Annotated in this window: 15 protein-coding genes; 9 read left to right on the top strand and 6 right to left on the bottom strand. The window is 65.5% G+C overall.

What is annotated here, in order from left to right:
- Positions 1–11: 11 nt before the first annotated feature.
- Entirely contained in the window at positions 12–881 is an 870-nt protein-coding gene (locus A8950_RS05965) for a polyprenyl synthetase family protein (RefSeq protein WP_133612733.1), read from the bottom strand.
- Between the two features lie 137 nt (positions 882–1,018).
- Here A8950_RS05965 and crtD point away from each other — a divergent pair, with 137 nt between their 5' ends.
- Both crtD and A8950_RS05955 read left to right on the top strand, forming a co-directional pair.
- Positions 1,019–2,557: a 1-hydroxycarotenoid 3,4-desaturase CrtD gene (gene crtD / locus A8950_RS05960; protein WP_133612732.1), complete on the top strand. Its 1,539-nt coding sequence runs from the start codon at positions 1,019–1,021 to the stop codon at positions 2,555–2,557.
- 122 nt (positions 2,558–2,679) lie between these two features.
- Positions 2,680–3,423 carry a carotenoid 1,2-hydratase gene (locus tag A8950_RS05955; protein WP_243735546.1) on the top strand — a complete coding sequence of 248 codons (744 nt, stop codon included), beginning with the start codon at positions 2,680–2,682 and terminating at the stop codon, positions 3,421–3,423.
- Positions 3,424–3,567: 144 nt separating this feature from the next.
- Here the strand turns inward: A8950_RS05955 and A8950_RS05950 are convergent, their stop codons facing one another.
- From A8950_RS05950 to bchI, 5 genes are all read right to left on the bottom strand, one after another.
- On the bottom strand, positions 3,568–4,614 hold the full coding sequence (locus A8950_RS05950; RefSeq protein WP_243735545.1) for a phytoene/squalene synthase family protein: 1,047 nt from the start codon (positions 4,612–4,614) through the stop codon (positions 3,568–3,570).
- Entirely contained in the window at positions 4,607–6,133 is a 1,527-nt protein-coding gene (locus A8950_RS05945) for a phytoene desaturase (RefSeq protein WP_133612730.1), read from the bottom strand. The genes A8950_RS05950 and A8950_RS05945 overlap by 8 nt, the downstream gene beginning before the upstream one ends.
- 81 nt (positions 6,134–6,214) lie before the next feature.
- Positions 6,215–7,141 (bottom strand): alpha/beta fold hydrolase BchO, encoded by a 927-nt coding sequence (gene bchO / locus A8950_RS05940; RefSeq protein ID WP_133612729.1) that lies wholly within the window; start codon positions 7,139–7,141, stop codon positions 6,215–6,217.
- The gene (locus tag A8950_RS05935; protein ID WP_133612728.1) at positions 7,138–8,865 is read right to left on the bottom strand and encodes a magnesium chelatase subunit D; all 1,728 of its coding nucleotides are present in this window, start codon (positions 8,863–8,865) and stop codon (positions 7,138–7,140) included. The genes bchO and A8950_RS05935 overlap by 4 nt, the downstream gene beginning before the upstream one ends.
- On the bottom strand, positions 8,862–9,890 hold the full coding sequence (gene bchI / locus A8950_RS05930; RefSeq protein WP_133612727.1) for a magnesium chelatase ATPase subunit I: 1,029 nt from the start codon (positions 9,888–9,890) through the stop codon (positions 8,862–8,864). The genes A8950_RS05935 and bchI overlap by 4 nt, the downstream gene beginning before the upstream one ends.
- A gap of 116 nt (positions 9,891–10,006) precedes the next feature.
- Between bchI and A8950_RS05925 the strand changes: the two genes are divergently transcribed.
- The 7 genes from A8950_RS05925 to A8950_RS05895 all read left to right on the top strand — a co-directional run bounded on the left by A8950_RS05925 (position 10,007) and on the right by A8950_RS05895 (position 19,500).
- Positions 10,007–11,104 carry an alpha/beta fold hydrolase gene (locus tag A8950_RS05925; RefSeq protein WP_208109761.1) on the top strand — a complete coding sequence of 366 codons (1,098 nt, stop codon included), beginning with the start codon at positions 10,007–10,009 and terminating at the stop codon, positions 11,102–11,104.
- A 601-nt stretch (positions 11,105–11,705) separates the two neighbouring features.
- Positions 11,706–13,964, top strand: a complete 2,259-nt coding sequence (locus A8950_RS05920; protein WP_133612726.1) for a NosR/NirI family protein — start codon at positions 11,706–11,708, stop codon at positions 13,962–13,964.
- A 41-nt stretch (positions 13,965–14,005) separates the two neighbouring features.
- Positions 14,006–15,928: a TAT-dependent nitrous-oxide reductase gene (nosZ, locus tag A8950_RS05915; RefSeq protein ID WP_133612725.1), complete on the top strand. Its 1,923-nt coding sequence runs from the start codon at positions 14,006–14,008 to the stop codon at positions 15,926–15,928.
- The gene (locus A8950_RS05910) at positions 15,925–17,193 is read left to right on the top strand and encodes a nitrous oxide reductase family maturation protein NosD (RefSeq protein ID WP_133612724.1); all 1,269 of its coding nucleotides are present in this window, start codon (positions 15,925–15,927) and stop codon (positions 17,191–17,193) included. Before nosZ ends, A8950_RS05910 begins: the two co-directional genes overlap by 4 nt.
- Positions 17,190–18,116 carry an ABC transporter ATP-binding protein gene (locus tag A8950_RS05905; protein ID WP_133613217.1) on the top strand — a complete coding sequence of 309 codons (927 nt, stop codon included), beginning with the start codon at positions 17,190–17,192 and terminating at the stop codon, positions 18,114–18,116. Before A8950_RS05910 ends, A8950_RS05905 begins: the two co-directional genes overlap by 4 nt.
- Entirely contained in the window at positions 18,113–18,940 is an 828-nt protein-coding gene (locus A8950_RS05900; protein ID WP_133612723.1) for an ABC transporter permease, read from the top strand. Before A8950_RS05905 ends, A8950_RS05900 begins: the two co-directional genes overlap by 4 nt.
- Complete coding sequence (locus tag A8950_RS05895; protein ID WP_133612722.1) at positions 18,937–19,500, top strand: nitrous oxide reductase accessory protein NosL; 564 nt, start codon at positions 18,937–18,939, stop codon at positions 19,498–19,500. Before A8950_RS05900 ends, A8950_RS05895 begins: the two co-directional genes overlap by 4 nt.
- The last annotated feature ends 6 nt before the right edge of the window (positions 19,501–19,506 follow it).

Raw genomic sequence — 19,506 nt, 5'->3', positions numbered from 1 at the left:
TTGTCCGGCGCTCACGCCGCCCGCAGCGCCAGCCCTTTTGGCAGCAACCGCCCGGACTCGGAGAGAATATGCGCCTTCAGATCCTCGGCGCCGGGACAAGCGGGAATGCCCTCGACCGCCTCGGCGACCAGGCATTTGAGCCGTCGGATGGCACCGTCTAGGCCAAGTTGGAGCACTGCGCTGGGGCGGCCGAGCAGGGCATCCTGCCCCACGGGCTTGCCCAAATCTACGCTGTCGCCAGCCGCATCGCGGATGTCGTCCGCCACCTGATAGGCCTCGCCGATGCGCTCACCGAGCAATTGCCAGGGCGCCGCTTCGGCACCTGCCGCGGCAGCACCGGCGACCGTCGCCGAGGCAAACAGAGCGCCGGTCTTGGCGCGGTGATAGGCGGAAAGATCGGCCTCCGGCTCGCATTCCCAGGCCTGGCCCGCGACGATGCCGAGCGGCATGCCGACCGAGCGCGCGACGACCAATTGCAGCGCACCGCAGCGCGGCGGCGCCAGCATCGTCTGCCGTGCGATGGTCTGGAAGGCGAGCACGATCAGGGCGTCGCCGGCGAGCACCGCCAGGCGTTCGTCGAAGGCGCGATGCACCGAAGGTTTGCCGCGCCGTTCGTCGGCATTGTCGAAGCAGGGCAGGTCGTCGTGCACCAGCGAGGCGCAATGCAGCATCTCGATGGCGCAGGCCGCCGCGTCGGCAACGGCCGGTTGGTCGTCACCGCAGGCTTCCGCGACCGCAAGGCAAAGGCGAGGCCGAATACGCGCACCGCCCGGAAAAACGGCATAGCGCACCGCGGCCATCAATCTTGGGGGACATCCCGATCCATCCGAGGCGGCGATCGCCTCGTTCATCGCCCGCTCAATGCGCGTCATGGCAACCATGGGGGCCTCCCGCGTCCGACCGACTGTCAATTTGTTTGGTCATTTTATAGTGTCATGTATACTTGACACTCATAAAACAGTCAACCGGGCAGTCACCCCGGACATTCATTCGGTCTCAGGGAACCACGGACGGAGCCATGGCGCGGGTCATCATCATCGGTGCCGGCATCGGCGGCCTGGCGGCGGCGGCGCTGCTGGCAGCTCGCGGCCTCGACGTGACGGTCGTCGAGCGCGCCGCGGAAATCGGGGGAAAAATGCGCCTGGCGACGATCGGCGGGCGGGCGATCGATTGCGGGCCGACCGTCTTTACCATGCGCTGGGTATTCGACGAGCTCTTTGCCGATGCCGGCGGTGATTTTGCCGCCGCCGTTGCGGCGCGGCCGGTCGAGATCCTTGCCCGCCACGCCTGGGACGATCGCGGCCATCTCGATCTCTACCCGGACTTGGATCGCTCCGCCGATGCAATCGGCACGTTCTGCGGTGCGGCCGAGGCGCGTGCCTATCGCAGTTTCTCTACACGGGCAGCGGAGATCTACCGGACGCTCGAGCACAGCTTCCTGCGCGCGAGCCGGCCAAGCCCGGTCTCGCTGATGTTCCGTGTCGGACCGCAGCGGCTGCCGGAGTTGCTGCGCATATCGCCCTTCGCCACGCTGTGGGATGCGCTTGGCGAGCATTTCAACGATCCGCGGCTGCGCCAGCTCTTCGGGCGTTATGCCACCTATTGCGGGTCATCCCCCTTTCAGGCGCCGGCCACGCTGATGCTGGTCGCCCATGTCGAACGCGAAGGGGTCTGGCTGGTCGACGGCGGCATGCACAGCATCGCGCGCGCACTCGCCACACTGGCGCGCACCCACGGCGCCGAGATCCACCTTAATGCCGAGGTGAAAGAGATCGAGATCACCCGTGGCCGAGCCACCGGCCTCACCCTCGCCGATGGCATCCGTTTGCCTGCGGACGCAATCGTCATGAACGCCGATGTGGCGGCGCTCGCTGCCGGGTGTTTCGGCGCCGCCTTGCGCGGCGCCGTTGCGGCGGTGCCGCCGGCGGCGCGCTCGCTCTCGGCCGTGACTATCGCGAATTTGGCCCCCTGTGACGGCTTCCCCTTGCTGCGGCACAACGTCTTCTTCTCGCCGGATTACCAGGCCGAGTTCGACTCAATCTTCCGCGCCGGTCGGCTGCCGGACGATCCGACCGTCTATCTCTGCGCCCAGGACCGAGGCGACGGCGACGCGGACGTTCCCGCGCCCGGCGAGGCTGAGCGGCTCTTCTGCCTGATCAATGCGCCGCCCGGTGGCGACACGAGGGCCCCGGCGCCTTCGGGGGAAACGACATGGCAAGCCAGGATCGCACACCGGCTGGCGCAATGCGGCCTCAGGATCACCAAATGGGAGAACGGCCAATGGACCGGACCGCGGGAATTCAACCGGCTCTTTCCGGCGACGGGGGGGGCGCTCTACGGCCGGGCCTCGCATGGCTGGGCGGCGACCTTCAGGCGCGAGGCGGCACGCAGCCGCCTGCGGGGCCTCTATCTGGCGGGGGGCGGGACGCATCCGGGGCCGGGTGTGCCGATGGCGGCGCTCTCTGGCCGGCTGGCGGCGGATGCCCTGCTGGCGGACCTCGCTTCGACCAGAGAGTCGGTCCGAACGGCTATGCCTGGTGGTATGTCGACGCCCTGAGTGAAGACGGGCGGCACGCCCTCACCGTCATCGCTTTCGTCGGCAGCGTCTTCTCGCCCTATTACGCCCGGGCGCGGCGGCGCGGCAACGCCGACCCGGCAAATCACTGCGCCATCAATGTCGTGCTCTACGGTCCGCGCGCCAAGCGCTGGGCGATGACCGAGCGCGGCGCGAGGTCCCTCTCCCGCGATGCCACCAGCTTCGCCGTCGGGCCGAGCGCGTTGCACTGGGACCAGGGCCGCCTCGTCATCCGGATCGACGAGATCGGCGTCCCACTGCCGTTGAGGCTGCGTGGCGAGGTCCGACTGACACCCCATGTCCTGCCCGAATTCGCGATCAACCTAGACGGTGCGGAACGACATCACTGGCGCCCCATCGCCCCCAGCGCCGCTGTCGAGGTCGTGATGGAGCAGCCCGCGCTGCGCTGGCGGGGAACCGGCTATTTGGACAGCAACTGGGGTGACGAGCCACTCGAGAAGGGCTTCATTGCCTGGGATTGGTCGCGGGCGCATGGCGACGGTACCACCGCCATTCTCTATCACGGCGAAAAGCGGGATCGGGACACCTTCGGCTTTGCCATCGCCTGCGACGCTGCCGGGCGGTTTCATCACATTGAGGCGCCGCAGCGCGTCGCCTTGCCCGCCACCCTGTGGCGCATCGGGCGGGCGACGCGCGCCGACAATCCCTTCGATGCGCGCGTGCTGCGCACCTACGAGGATACGCCCTTCTACGCCCGTTCACTGATGGAGACGCAGTTGCTGGGGCGCCGGATGATCGCCATGCATGAAAGCCTGTCGCTCGACCGCTTCGCCAATCCGTTGGTGCAGTTGATGCTACCCTTCCGGATGCCGCGACGATCCTCCTGACCGGGAACTTGACCCACCCTCAGATTTCCCGCGTTCACCGGGCTTCGGCGTCGCGCGCAACTCGTAGACGGCCCAGCCGAGCACCAGACCACCGACCAGCAGAAGCTCGATCAGACCCAGCCAGTTTCCGCTCATGGCGAGCCCTCAGGCGCGGGAGCGTTGCTGCTCCAGCCGCGCCTCCCGCTCCAGACGGTGGAACAGGTCGATGACCCAGCCGGCCTCCTCGTCGAAGCTGCGCGCCTTGCGCGGCGCTGCGACGGGGCTGCAACGGACGGCCTCGACCAGGAAGCGCAGTTCATGCGTCGGTACATCATCGCTTCCGCTCCTTCCGGCCAGCACCGTCAGCGCAAGCTGCACGCCAACCGCTTGCGTCAGGCGCCACACCTTGCGCCGGCCGCTCACCACGGCCCGGCGGGTGACCGAATCGCCGCCCTGACGCAGCACCTCGTTGCCGATCTCGGCATAGAGCCAACGCGCCGCCGCGATTCCGGGCCGACAGGCAAAGGGCAGCCGCGTGATGGCCGGGTCGGCGCGGCGGTAATGCTGATCGGCCGCCTGCACCAGGCGGGACACGATCCCCGCGAGGCGTGCATCGAAGACCGGCCGTGCCAGGAATCTCTCGGCATCGATCCCCGCCGCAGCCAGCCAGTCCAATGGCAGATAAAGCCGACCTGCCGCCGCATCCTCGCCGACGTCGCGGACGATGTTGGAGAGCTGCATGGCCATGCCGAGGTCGCCGGCACGGGCCAGCGAATCCTCATCCCGCGTCTCCATCAGCAGCGCCATCATCGCCCCGACCGAACCGGCAACCCGCGCCGCATAGGCGCGCAGTTGCGGCAAATCGGCATAGCGACGCCCCGCGAGGTCCCAGGCGAAACCCTCCAGCAGTGCCGCCGGCAGGTCGATCGGAATCGCGAATTCGCGCACCACGGCCGCCATGGCACGGTCGGCGGCGATGGGTGCCGGACGCCCGGCATAAAGGTCATCGAGACGCCGCCGCAACGCATCGAGCGCCGCGCTGCCGCCACCCAGATCGACCGCGTCGTCCGCCAGCCGGCAGAAGGCATAGAGCGCATAGGCCGGCGCGCGCACGCGGCGCGGCAGCAGCAGGGAGGCCGCATGGAACGAGCGTGAGCCGCCGCGAATCAGCCGCGCGCAGGCGACGATGTCGGCATCAAGGGCGTCAGGCAAAGCTGGCTGCATCGGGGACCACGGAATCGAGCACGCGGGCGGATGACAATACGCCGGGCAGGCCGGCGCCCGGATGTGTACCGGCACCGACCAGGAACAGGTTTTCGACCTCCTCGCTGCGATTGTGCGGCCGGAACCAGGCGCTCTGCAGCAGGGTCGGCGCCATGCCGAAGGCGGCACCACGATAGGACAGCAGCCGATCCTGGAAATCCTGCGGTGTCAGCAGGCGCGAGGTGACGATCTCGCGCTCGAAGCCCGGCAGCAATGTCAACGAGAGCCGCCCGGCCACCGCCTTGCGGAAGCCCTCCGCCGCCTGCGACCAGTCGATCCCGCTCTCCAGATGCGGCACCGGCGAAAGCACGTAGAAGGCGTCGCAGCCCGCGGGGGCCAGCGATGGGTCAGTTGCCGTCGGGCGATGCAGATAGAGGCTGAAATCGGGCGCCAGGACCTTGCGGTCGAAAATGTCGGAGAGCAGTTCGCGGTAGCGCGGGCCGAGCAAAATCGTGTGATGCCCGACCGCCGGATATTGCCGCCGTGTGCCGAAGTACCAGACGAAGAGGCTCATGGAATAGCGCGCACGCTCGATGCGGCGGTCGGTCCAGCGGCGGCGGATTTCCTGTGGCAGCAGGTTGCGATAGGTCCAGGCCGCATCGGCGTTGGAGACGACGATGTCGGCGCGGATTTCCTCGCCGCTTGCCAGGCGTACGCCGGTGACTCGCTTGCCGTTGAGGGTGATCGCACGTACTTCGGCGCCGAAACGCAGCACATTGCCTTGGCGGCGAATCAGCTCGGCGAGCCCGTCGACGATGCGCCCCGTCCCGCCCATGGCGAAATGCACGCCCCAGCGCCGTTCCAGAAAAGCGATCAGCGTGTAGACCGAGGTCGTGTCGAACGGATTGCCGCCGACCAGCAGCGGATGGAAGCTGAATACCACGCGCAGGCGCGGGTCCTTGATGTAACGCGCGACCAGCCCATAGACGCTGCGATAACCCTGGTGACGCAGCAGGTCGGGCGCCACCTTCACCATGTCCGTGATTGAACCGAACGGCACGTGGCCGAGCTCCTCGAAGCCGATGCGGAAGATCTCCTCCCGGGTCGCCATGAAGCGTTCGAAGCCGGATACGTCGGCCGGCGAGAACCGCGCCACTTCCGCCCGCATCGCCTCGGGATCGCCGGAATAGGAGAACTCGGCGCCATCGTCGAAACGAATGCGATAGAAGGGTGTGAGGGCGCGCAATTCGACGTCGTCGGCCAGGCGACGGCCGCACATGGCCCAGAGTTCTTCGAGGAGGAACGGGGCCGTGACGATGGTTGGCCCGGCATCGAAGATGAAGCCGTCCTGGCGGTGGACATAGGCGCGACCACCCGGTGCGTCGAGGCGCTCCAGCACGGTCACGCGGTAGCCGCGGGCACCCAGCCGCACCGCCGCGGCGAGACCGCCGAGGCCGCTGCCGATCACGACGGCATGTGGCTTCGCGGGCGCCGATTGCGACGCCGTCCTGGCAAGCGCGGCCATCATGGCGCTATGTCACTTTTTTTTGACATGTCGAACTGTAGTCACATGTTGTCATTCGGCGCAAGTGGCGCTGGACTGAATGACTTATGAAGTTGCCGTGCTGACTGCCTTGAAGATGAGGTCGGCAACGCGCTCCGCCTGCTCCTCATGCGCCAGATGGCCGAGACCCGGCAGGCGTACCACCTCTGCCTGCGGCATCAGGGCATGCAGCCGATAGGCGTCCGCCGAGGGGATCGTGCGGTCGTTGGAGCCGGCGACCAGCACCAGCCTTGTCTTCAGTTTCGGCAGATCATGGGCAAGGCCGTGCAAATCCCAGTTGGCCATCATCGACAGCGCCGCGCCCACATGGGCTGGATTGCGCGCAAGTCGTTGATAAATCTCCGCGCCCGCCGCATCGATGGTCGAGCCGGTGCCACGCAGCAGACGCTGCACCATGTTGCGGTCGCCGGCCCGCCACGCGAAAAACTGCGCTGCCAGCGCATTCGAGGCCAGCACCTTGGCGAGCGGCGAGAACAGGCGGCCCGGCAGGCCACCCAGCGGCAGCAGGGCGCCGTTGAGGCTGATCAGGCAGCGCGGCGCGATCAGGCTGTCGAGGCACATGCGAGCAAGGATCGCTGCGCCCGCGGAATGGCCGACGACAATCTCCGGTCGCATATTCAGCACACGCAGCAATTCGCCGAGCAGATGCGCCATGCCGGGCAGCGACATGCGGTGCGGCGCCGGCTGCGCCGTGAAGCCATGACCTGGCAGGTCAGGGCCAACCACAGCGAAGTGCTGCGCCAGCAGCGGCAACAGCCCGCGCCAGGAATGTGTCGTCGCACCGGTACCATGTACCAACAGGAGCGGCGGTCCCTGCCCCATCTCCTGCACATGCCAGTTAATGCCGCCGGCGGCGACGAAGCGACTCTGCGCGCGATTGGGCCAGTCACCGCCGTCGCGGTCCCAATCGAGCCGTCGGTCAAGGCGCCGGTCAAGCCGTCGATCGAGCCGCCGATCGAGCCGGTCGCTCATGCCGCGCCGCGCCGCGTAGCGGCGGCCTGAACCGTGCGCGCAATGGCCGAGGCGTCGGCATAGGGCAGCGGCAGATACTGCGCCCCCACCTCCAATGCAAGGCGTTGTGCGGCCGGGGTCGGGGCGGGCGAGGTATCGACCAAAAGGGCGCTCAAGCCCGCGGTACGCGCCATCCGAGCCGCAGCCAGCGCATCCGTTTCCGCCTGCGCCCGACCGCCGCTGCCGTCGCGGGCAACATTGGCGCGGCCATCGGTCAGCAGCACGACCAACGGACTCTTGCCCCGTCGCCGCGAGCTTTCCGCCAGTGCAGTCATGGCAGCGATTGCTGAGGCAAGGGGAGTTCCACCCCCTCCCGGCAGGTCGGCCAATGCCCGGCGGGCACGCACGAGGGACCGCGTCGGCGGCAACAGCAACTCTGCGCCGCGGCCCCGGAAGGCGATCAGTGCCACCTCGTCGCGCCGCACGTAACACTCGGCCAGCAGCAATTCCACCGCCCCCTTCGCTTCGGCCAGGCGATGCAAGGCCGTGGAACCCGAGGCATCGACGGCGAAAATGGTCACCGTCTCGCTGCGCTGTCTGCGGCGGACGAGCCGCAGGTCCTCGCGCTTGACGACAATGCGCCGGCCCGGCAAGGCGGCGGTCTCGCGCAGCCGCTGCCACGGCGCCGCGGCGCGCAGGGTGTCGATAACGCTGAGGCGCAACCCGCCACGTGGAACCCCGGAAAGAATTCCGGCCGGCCTCCCCCGTTGTCTGGAAGCGATCTGCGCCCCGGCACGGCCACCCGGGCCGGCTTTCTGCTGCACCCCGCGCTGCGTCAGGCGCGCCAGCAGGCCGGGCGGAATGCTCGCCGCAGCCGCGGCAAGTACACGATCGGCCAATGCGCTGTCACCATCTGCCGAGTCGGACGACACTTCCTCTTCCTGCCGGTCCGGTTGCTCGGGCGGGTCTACTTCCGTTGCCTCCGCTGGGGCCGTGGTCGCGCGCGGCGCCAGCACCAGCCGCGCGGCCGCCGCGAGGTCGGCCTCCTCGATGCTGTCCGCATCGCGCAGCGCCGCGTGCGCCCGCGCAGCTGCCAGGGCAAATGCCGGCATGCGCAGCGACCAGATGCCGAGCGCCAGCGCGGCGGCACACAGGATCTCGATGTTGTCTGCGGTCACCCTTATCCCTACAAGCCGCCGGCGCGCCGCTGAGACCGTTGCTCGTTCGACAGATGTAGTGAGACCATCCGCCTTCACGCCATCGAGTGAAATCACCAAGCCAAGTCGATCAGTCAGAGCTTCAGGCGGCGCCTCGTCGCCGGCGATTCCCTCATCCAATGCAATGACGGCGATGCGCGTCGGCACTAGGCGCGAAAAGCCGTCCCGCTCAACCACAACCTCGCCACGATCAAGCGCGACGGCGAGATGCGCCGCGATGACCGGACGCATTCGTTCGGCCATTGTCGCGATCAGGAACCCGCCATTGGCCCGCGTGAGCAGGCCGCTTTCGGCAATCGGCCGACCGGCACGCAAGGTTGCCGCAAGATCCAACCCGCCCAACAGGCGGTCCTCGCCCACATGGCTGGGCAGGCGGAAACAGGGTGTATCCGCGGGTGATATGTCGTCGAGGGAACTTAGCCAGCGATCGCGCGCCGGGCCGGGTGCGGCCAACAATCGAATGCCGCCGAGGCCGCTCGGATCGATCGCGAGGAGCGCGGCGGCGAGTACGGCATCGCTGGCGCTCACGGCCCGAACAGCTCCTCGATCGCGCGGGCGACACGCGCGCCGGCACCGCTTTCATCCAGTGGATTGCGCCGCAGCCGGTGATGCAGGGCCGGTGCCGCCACCCGGCGCAGATGCACATCGCCGACGCGCTTGTTGCCATCGAGTGCGGCCAGAGCGCGTGCGGCACGGATCAGGGTGAGTTCGCCGCGCAGGCCGTCGGTGCCAAGCGACATGCAGAGCTGCGCGACGCGTTCCAGCGCTGCGTCCGGCACGTCGATCTCCGCCAGCCGCTTGCGCCCACCGATGATGCGGCGACGCAGGGCGGCCTGTTCCTTTTCCCAAGCCGTCACGAAACCGGCGCGGTCGCGCTCGAAGGCATCGCGACGCCGTACCACCTCGACACGTGTCGGCAAGTCGGTCGGCGTCTTCACCTCGACCGAGAGGCCGAAGCGGTCAAGCAGCTGCGGACGCAACTCGCCCTCCTCCGGATTGCCGCTGCCGATCAGCACGAAACGCGCCGGATGGCGTACACTCAAGCCTTCGCGCTCGACCACATTCTCGCCGGAAGCAGCGACGTCCAGAAGCACGTCGACGAGGTGGTCCTCCAGCAGATTGACCTCATCGACATAGAGAAAACCGCGATGCGCACGCGCCAGCAGGCCCGGCTCGAATGCCTTGACACCCTGGGACAGTGCGCGCTCCAGGTCCAGCGCGCCGATCACGCGGTCTTCCGTGGCGCCCAGCGGCAGATCAACCACGGGAACATCGGTGAATTGCGCCTTGAGCCTGCCCTTTTTCATCAGGGCGCGGCAATCCTCGCAAAGCGCCTCCGGCGTCGCGTCGGGATCGCAATGGTAGCGGCAGCCAGCGACCGCCTTCATCTTGGGCAGCAAAGCGGCGAGCGAACGGACTGCGGTCGACTTGCCGGTGCCACGATCGCCAAAGACCAGCACGCCGCCGATCCCCGGATCGATGGCGGCAATCAGCAGCGCCAGTTTCATCTCGTCCTGCCCGACCAATGCTGCGAAGGGATACGCGATCGTCATGCCGGACTGGCCTCTCTCACCATGCCATCGGGACTGGAGCGCATCGAACGCCAGCCGCACTGATATAACCTGTGCTGGCTGATGTGACTTGCTGTAGGCTCCCTCCGGGCGGCGCCATGCCGATGCCGACATACTTCACCGATCGCGAGGCAGACTGCATGTTCTGGGCCCTGATGGCATTTGCCGCTTTCGCTGTGCTTGTCGGCCTCGTTGTTCTTGGCTGGATTGCCTATTGCGGGATCTTCATCCCGCGCCAAATGCCCTTGCCGCCGGCGCTCTCCGGCAAGCGTGAGGAGCTGGATACGCCAGCGGGCCGCGTCAGCTACTATCGGGCGGGGCCGCCCGCCGGGCGACCGCTGCTCCTGATCCATAGTGTGAATGCCGCCGGTTCTGCCTATGAGGTACTGCCGCTCTTCGACCAATATGGCGGCCGCCGGCCGGTCTATGCCCTCGAACTTCCGGGGTTCGGATTCTCGGCGCGCGACAACCGTCCTTATACGCCCCGGCTGATGACGGATGCCATCATCGCCATGGCGCGGGAAATCACCAGACTTCACGGCGGCCCGGACGGCACGGTCCCGGTGGACGCCCTCGCTTTGTCGCTGTCGAGCGAATTCCTGGCCCGCGCGGCAATGGAGCAACCGGACCTTTTTCGCTCGGTCGCCTTCGTCAGTCCAACCGGCTTCAACCGCTCCACGCCGGAGCAAGCTCCCGCCGGCAGCACGCGGGCAATGCCAGGCCTGCGCCGCGCCCTCACCCTGCCGATCTGGCGGCGCGCCCTGTTTGCGGCGCTGACAAGCCGCCCCAGCATCCGTTTCTTCCTGGAAAAGACATGGGGCGGAAAATCCATCGACGAGGGCATGGTCACCTATGACTATGCCACCGCGCATCAGCCCGGCGCCGAGCACGCGCCCTATTGCTTTGTCAGCGGCTATCTCTTCAGCCGCGACATCCGCGCAATCTATCGGGCGCTCTCCTGCCCGGTCTGGATGCTGCATGGCACCCGCGGCGATTTCGTCGACTATTCCGGCGCCCCGGCATTCAAGGACCGACCGGGCTGGGAGATCCATATCCTCGAGACGGGCGCCCTGCCACATTTCGAGCGCTTGGAGGTGTTCGCGCATGCCTACGACGCCTTCTGCTCGAAACTGGATGCTCCGGGTGGCTCACGGATCGCGTCGGGACCAGAAGCAGCGCTCCGGCCCCATGGGTGAAAGCGTAGCGCAAATCATAGCGTCACTCTAGCATTACATTTGTTGTTGTCCAATTTGATGGACTCACGTCGCTGCAAGGCTGCATCGACCGTGGGGCCATGATCGCGCTCCGTCCATATCCGGGAACCCGAACTGGCCCGACTACGCTTCCTCAGACGCCTCAGTTCAGGGGCCGTGAAGTGCGTCGCGCCGCCGCGCGGTATGACCCAATCTGCCGGTGGCGCCGGAAAAATGCGCCCGCACCTGTCAGGCGCGATCTGCCAGCCATGGGGAAGGGAATTCGCGCGATATCGGCGACATCTCTAGCCAGGCGCCGGAATGACTGGGGTCCGTCGACTGCTCTGAATGCCACTGCGACCTATGGCCGCGACGATCAGAATTCGGCCGCGCAACCAGATAGTTGCCGAGTTGGCGGATGTTTTTCTACCGCACCAGACATGAGGATCCAAGTGGGCAGGGCTGTACATTCTAAAAGATACATTTTATATGAATATTAAACCGAGACAGTAGTTCGCGTGGTGACGCAAGCCAGTTCCCGGAAAGGCAAGCCAATGCGCCCCTTCGTTCGTGCCGGCGGTGACAGTTCCAGTGGAAGGCGGTCATGAGTCCGGCCATCCCGGCAAGCGCCAGGGCAACCACGCGCCAAGTCTTGGGCGGGGCGATCCGGATTTTTTCTCTCGTCGTGCTGCTGCTGGTTGCCGGCCTTGCGGAGGCCGCCGCCCAATCGCAGCTTGCCCGGTACCTCCCCGACTTGACGGCAGCCGAGCTGATTGCAGATGCAGACGGCTTCGGCGCCGTTACCGGTGATCCGCCGATTGCTCCGGTCCTCAAGGCAGGCGCGGTGGTCGGGTATGCCTATGTCACGAGTGATTTCGTCAATACCGTCGGCTATTCGGGAAAGCCGATCGACATTGTCGTTGCCCTCGACACGGCGGGAACGATCATCGGCGCCCGGTTGCTCATGCATCACGAACCGATCGTGCTGATCGGCATTCCGGAGAGCGAAATAGCCGACTACATCGCCGGCTATATCGGCTTCAATCCCCTGCGCCCAACCGGCGCCACCGGCGGGCGACCGGACGTCGACATCGTCTCGGGCGCCACGGTTACGGTCCTGGTGATTGGCGATAGCCTGATGCGCTCCGCAGCTCGCGTGGCTGCGCGCGTGACAAAATCGCCCGACGTGGCGGTCGCTGGTGAGGCACGCGATATCGACCCGGATGCCGGCGAAATCATGGATTGGGCGGGACTTGTCGGCAATGGCGCAGTCCGGCGCCTCCACCTGACCATCGGAGATGTCAACGCGGCCTTCGAGAAGCTGGGTGATCATCAGGGCAAGTCGCGACCGGAAAAAGGCGCCGCCGGTGACACATTTATCGACCTTTATGTCGGCCTCGCCTCTCACCCTGCGATCGGCCGCAGCCTGCTCGGCGAGGCCGGTTTCAAACGCCTCCAGCAACGCCTGGGCGCCGGGCAATCCGCCATCCTGGTCATGGGGGAAGGTCGCTATTCCTTCAAGGGATCGGGCTATGTCCGTGGCGGCATATTCGACCGGGTCGAACTGGTACAGGGCACCGAAACCGTTCACTTCCGCGACAAGCAGCACGAGCGGATCGGCGCCGTGGCTGCCGCGGGAGCGCCCGCTTTCAAGGAGATCGCACTCTTTGTCGTGCCGAGCGAGGTGACGTTCAACGTCACCGATACGTGGTCGCTGCAGTTGCTGGTGGCGCGCGCCACCGGCGCCCTCAGCAAGGTTTTCTCCACCTTCGCGATCGATTACCGCCTGCCTGACCTCTACACCAAACCGGCACCGCCGCCACCTTCTGCCGCGACAGTGCCGACGATGATGTCCGACGCCACTGCCACAGCCGATGCCGCGTCCGCAACGCCCGGACTGGCCGTGGAGCCGCCCCCGCTCTGGCAGCGCGCCTGGCAATCTAAGATCGTCTCGATCGGTGTTCTCGTCGTCATGGTCCTGGTGCTCACCGCCATCTTCTTCTTCCAGGACATCCTGGTGAAGCACGAGAAGCTGTTTGACCGCGTTCGCCTCGGCTTCCTCGCCATGACGCTGTTCTGGCTGGGTTGGGTGGCGCAGGCGCAGCTCTCGGTGGTCAACGTGCTGACCTTCGCCAGCGCCGTGCGCGCCGACTTCCAGTGGTCCTATTTCATGCTGGATCCGCTGGTCTTCATCCTGTGGTTTGCGGTGGCGGCCTCGCTGATCTTCTGGGGCCGCGGCCCGTTCTGCGGCTGGCTGTGCCCCTTCGGCGCTTTGCAGGAACTCGCCAACCGTTTCGCCCGCCTGGTGCGCATCCCGCAGATCAAGGTGCCCTGGGCCGTGCACGAGCGCCTCTGGCCGATCAAGTACATTATTTTCCTGGTCTTGTTCGGCATTTCGCTCTCGTCGCTGGCACTCGCCGAGCAACTGGCAGAAATCGAACCCTTCAAGACGGCGATCATCCTGCGCTTCATGCGGGAATGGTGGTTCGTCTTGTTCGCCTTGCTTCTCATCGCCGCCGGACTCTTCGTCGAACGCTTCTTCTGCCGCTATCTCTGCCCGCTCGGCGCGGCGCTGGCGATACCCGGCCGCATGCGCATGTTCGACTGGCTTAAGCGCTATCGCGAATGCGGCAACCCCTGCCGGCGCTGCTACAACGAATGCCCGGTAGAAGCGATCCATCCGGAAGGCCACATCAACCCCAACGAATGTATCTCGTGCCTGCATTGCCAGGTGCTCTATCACCACGACCGGAAATGCCCGGTCGTCATCCAGCGCCGTCTCAAACGCGAAAAGCGCGCGGCGCTGTCCAGCCCCGGCATGACGGCCGTGCCGAAATCAGCGACAGGCGGAACGCCGCAATGACTTCCCGCCATCAACCGGCTAACCAAATGATGGAGACAGCCATGACCGAGAAAGAGATCCGCGAAGAATTCAGCCGCCGCAGCCTGCTGGGAGGCACCGCAAAGGCCACGGTCCTGGCCGGCCTAGCGGGAGCCGGCGGCCTTGCCGGTGGCACCATGATCGCCCCGCGGCGGGCAGCGGCGCAGAACGATGCCAAGCATGTCGGCCCCGGCGAGCTGGACGAATACTACGTCTTTTTCTCCAGCGGCCAGAGTGGCGAGGTCCGCATCGTCGGCCTCCCCTCGATGCGCGAGTTGATGCGCATCCCCGTGTTCAACCGTTGCAGCGCGACCGGCTGGGGTCAGACCAACGAGAGCCGCAAGATTCTGACCGAAGGCCTCACCCCGGAGACCCGCGCCTTCCTGGAAAGCCGGGGCGGCGTGTGGCTCAACGGCGATCTCCACCACCCGCACATGTCGTTCACCGATGGGACCTACGACGGGCGCTTTGTCTATGTCAACGACAAGGCCAACACCCGCGTCGCCCGCATCCGCTGCGACGTCATGAAATGCGACAAGATCATCGAGCTACCCAACCAGCACACCGTGCATGGCCTGCGTGTGCAGAAATTCCCGAAAACCGGCTACGTCTTCGCCAACGGCGAATACCGCGTGCCCGTGCCGAATGACGGCAAGATCCTGGACGAGCCCCGCAAGTACCACTCGATCTTCAGCGCTGTCGACGGCGAAACCATGAAGGTCGCCTGGCAGGTGATGGTCAGCGGCAATCTCGACAACGTCGATGCCGACTACCAGGGCAAGTATTGCTTCGCCACCTGCTACAATTCCGAGGAGGGCGTAACCCTGGCGGAAACAACCGCAGCCGAACAGGACCACATCGTCATCTTCGATCTCAAGGCGATCGAAGGCGCCATTGCCAACGGCGACTTCCAGGAAATGGGCGGCGTGCCCGTAGTCGACGGCCGCAAGGGATCCAAATACACGCGCTACGTACCGGTGCCGAACTCGCCGCACGGCATCAATACCGCTCCCGATGGCATGCACGTCGTCGCCAACGGCAAGCTTTCACCGACCGTGACCGTGTTCGACGTGCGCCTGTTCGACGACCTCTTCGCCGACAAGATCGGACCGCGCGATACGGTCGTTGCCGAGCCGCAACTGGGGCTTGGCCCGCTTCACACCGCCTATGACGGCAAAGGCAATGCCTATACCACCCTGTTCATCGACAGCCAGGTCTGCAAGTGGAACATCGATGTGGCCATCCGCGCCTACAAGGGCGAACAGGTTGACCCGATTATCGAGAAACTCGACGTCCATTATCAGCCGGGCCACAACCACACCTCGATGGGACAGACCAAGGAAGCGGACGGAAAGTGGCTTCTCTCTCTCAACAAGTTCTCCAAGGACCGCTTCCTGAACGTCGGCCCACTGAAGCCCGAATGCGATCAGTTGATCGACATTTCGGGCGACACGATGCAGATCGTGCATGACGGACCCAGCTTTGCCGAGCCGCACGACGCCACCATTATCCACCGCTCGAAGGTCAACCCGGTCCATGTGTGGGACCGCAGCGATCCGATGTTCGAGGATGCGAGAGTCCAGGCCAAGGCGGACGGCATCGAACTGGAATATGCGGCCGATGTGGTGCGCGACAAGGATGACCCCAGCAAGGTGCGCGTCTACATGTACTCCGTGGCGCCTGCCTTCAGCCTGGAGAGCTTCACGGTGCGCCAGGGCGACGAGGTCACTGTCTATGTCACCAACATGGACGACGTCGAGGATCTCACCCACGGCTTCACCATCATCAACTACGGCATCGCCATGGAGGTGGGCCCGCAGGCAACGGCATCGGTTACCTTCAAGGCCGACCGCCCGGGCGTCTACTGGTACTACTGCCAATGGTTCTGCCATGCCCTGCATATGGAGATGTCCGGGCGCATGATCGTGGAGCCGCGCGCCGCATGATCAGAAGGTCGATCATCGGCCTGCTCGCGCTGGCGGGTGCCGTCGCGGCCTTTGCCGCGGCGGCCGCCCCCGACGAAGGCGGCATCCGGGTGGAAGCGGGAGAGAACCTGCAGGCGGCTGTCGACAATGCCGCCGCCGGAGCGACCGTTGTGCTTGCCGCCGGGAACCACGCTGGACCGATCAAGATCGACCATTCCGTCACGCTTGCGGGTGAGCCTGGCGCCATCCTGCGGGGCCGGGGAGTTGGCAGCGTCGTCACAGTAACCGGCGACGATGTCACTATTCAGGGCCTCACGATTGAAGGTTCGGGCCGGGACGTGCCGTCCATGGACGCGGCCATTCTGGCAGAACGGCCGGCGAGTCGGTTGCTGGTAAAGGACAACCACCTCGCCGGCAATCTTTTCGGCGTCTATCTGCACGGTGCGGTCGACTCGCGAGTCGATGGGAACCTCATCACCGGCATGGTCGGGCTGCGCCTGTCCGATCGCGGCAACGGCGTCTCGCTCTGGAACGCACCGGGCAGCATCGTCGCTGGCAATGACATCAGGGACGTGCGCGACGGGATCTTCGTCAATAACAGCCGAAAGAACAGGTTCCTCCACAACCGCTTCGCCAGCCTGCGCTTCGCGATCCATTACATGTATACCCATGACAGCGAGATTATCGCGAACCTGTCGACCGGCAACGATGTCGGCTATGCAATCATGTATTCCGACCATCTGCGCATAGAAGACAACGTCAGCATCGGTGATCGCGACCACGGCCTGTTGCTGAACTATGCCAATCGTTCCGTGGTCTCCGGCAACCTGGTGCGTGACGGTGGTGAGAAATGCCTCTTCATCTACAACGCCCACCGCAACCTGATCGAGGCCAATCGTTTCGAAGGCTGCAGCATCGGCATCCACTTCACTGCGGGGTCGGAGCGCAACACTGTTGCCGGCAATGCCTTTATCCGGAACCGGACCCAGGTGAAATATGTCGGCACCCGCCTGGTCGAGTGGTCGCATGAGGGATCGGGAAATTACTGGAGCGACAATCCGGCGTTCGATCTTGATGGCGACGGCATCTCCGATCGTCCCTACCAACCAAACGATTTGGTCGACGACATTCTGTGGCGCCATCCGTCGGCGAAGCTGCTGCTCAACAGTCCCGCCATCGATCTTGTGCGCCTGGTGCAATCGCGCTTTCCGGCCCTCTATCCCGGCGGCGTCGTCGATTCGGCGCCACTCATGACGCCGCCCACCCAAGCAGCCGAGGCACCATGAACCAGACGATTGCCAGATTTGACGATGTCACGATGCGCTTTGCTCAAATTTCTGCGCTGCAGAACGTCAGCGCTACGCTGGCGCCCGGCAAGGTCGTTGCCCTGGTCGGTCACAACGGTGCCGGCAAGACGACATTTCTGAAACTGCTGCTGGGCCTGCTTCGCCCGACATCAGGTTCGGTCGCGGTACTTGGTGCCGACCCGGCCGGCAGGAATGCATCAATCCTGCGGCGCCGGATCGGATTTCTGCCGGAGACGGTGACCTTTCATGGGGCCATGACCGGTCGCGAGTTGATCTGCTTCTTCGCCGGTCTTAAGGGTGTTGCGGCCGCGGCCGCGGTTGAACTGCTCTCGCAGGTCAATCTCGAGGATGCCGGCAGCCGGCGCGTCGGCACCTATTCAAAGGGTATGCGGCAACGACTAGGCATGGCACAGGCATTGCTGGGCGATCCGGAATTGCTGCTGCTGGACGAGCCCACCTCGGGACTTGACCCGCATTCCCGGCATCGCATGTATGAAACGATCGATGCGCTGAGGGCGCAGGGAAAGACCGTCGTCGCCTCCACCCACGCGCTGGCCGAGATCGAGTCCCACGCGGATGAAGTGATCCTGATCCATGGCGGCCGCGTCCTTGCGGCCGGAACCCTGACAGAATTGCGCGGGGCGGCCGCGCTGCCGACCATGGCAAAAGTCAGGTTGCGGCATGATGCAGCGCACAGCATGCCGTGCATAGACGCGAATGGGATCGAGATGAGCCGTCCGGCGCCTGATCGGCTGGACTTTCGTATTCCCGCCGGACATCTGCCTTCATTCCTCGACATTCTGGCCACTTCGAGATCATGGATCGAGGACATCGAAATCGAACCGCCGACGCTGGACCGCCTCTATCAGCATCTTCTGGCGCAGGCGGAGGAAGACCAATGAAAGCCATTCTGCGCATGGCCATGCAGGAGGTTCGGGCCGGCATACGCAATCGCCTTGTGCTCGCAACGACGCTGGTGCTGGCCGCCCTTGCCGTGTCGATCGTCTTCCTCGGCAGCGCGCCGGTCGGCGTCGTCGATGCCGATCCGGTTTCCCTGACCGTAGTCAGCCTAGCCAGCCTGACCATCTTCCTGGTGCCATTGCTGGCGCTGATGCTCTCTTTTGACACCGTGGTGGGCGAAGCGGAGCGCGGTACCCTGCTGCTGCTGCTGTCCTATCCTGTCACACGCTGGCAGATCGTCGCCGGCAAGTTCCTGGGGCAGAGCGTGATCCTCGTGATAGCCACGCTGCTTGGCTTCGGTGCTGCCGGCCTATTGCTGCTGCTTCAGCACGGTTCGGATGCGGGCGACTGGCCGGCCTTTATCCGGCTTATCGCCAGTTCGATCCTGCTCGGCGCCGTCTTCATTGCTATTGGCGGCCTGGTCAGCGTCACCGTCCGCGAACGGGCCACGGCGGCGGGAGCAGCGGTCGGCATCTGGCTGGTTTTCGTCCTCCTCTATGACGGCGCGCTGCTTGCCCTGCTCGTCGCGGATCAGGGCCGCTTTATCGGGACGGCGACGCTCGATGCATTGCTGTTGCTCAACCCGACTGACGCCTATCGGCTCTACAATCTTGCCAGCGACCCGCGCATTGCCATGTTGTCCGGCCTTACCGGCACCGCAACTGCCGAGGGCGGCAGCAATGCTCAGCAATTGCTGGCATTGTTGGCCTGGGTTGTTGCACCGCTTGCCCTCACCGTCCGGGTCTTTTCGAGGAGGCAACCATGAGGCTGCTGCGTCTGATCGCTGCCCTCGCGCTGGCAGGATTTGTCGGCGCCTGCGACGGCGCGCCCGCAACCGGCGCATTGCCAGCACCGCTGGAGCCGACAGCCGAATCACTTGGCTATTTCTGCGGCATGAACCTCGAGGAACATGCCGGGCCGAAGGGGCAAATCCACCTCGCGGATGGATCGCCGGTTATCTGGTTCACCTCGGTGCGCGATACGCTGGCTTTCACCCTGCTGCCCGATGAGGCGAAGAACTTCCTGGTCGTCTATGTCAACGACATGGCACGCGCGCGCAACTGGGATCAGCCGGAAGCCGGCGCCTGGGTCGACGCCAGTGCGGCCTACTTCGTGATCGGAAGCTCGCGCCTCGGCGGCATGGGCGCTCCGGAAGCGGTGCCATTCTCTGATCCCGAATCAGCGGCGGATTTTCGCGGCCGGTTCGGCGGCGCCGTCGTGACACTGGCGGACATGCCGCGCGACTTCATCCTTGGTGAGGGTTGGGTCGGCGAGATTCCCGCGGGTGATGCGTCGGGCGAGGGAGGTGACCATGGCCAGCATTAGCCGCCG

This window comes from Dongia mobilis, from assembly GCF_004363235.1.
GTDB lineage: Bacteria > Pseudomonadota > Alphaproteobacteria > Dongiales > Dongiaceae > Dongia > Dongia mobilis.
The sequence above is the reverse complement of the archived record's forward strand: the minus strand, read 5'-3'. Positions and strand labels throughout refer to the sequence as shown.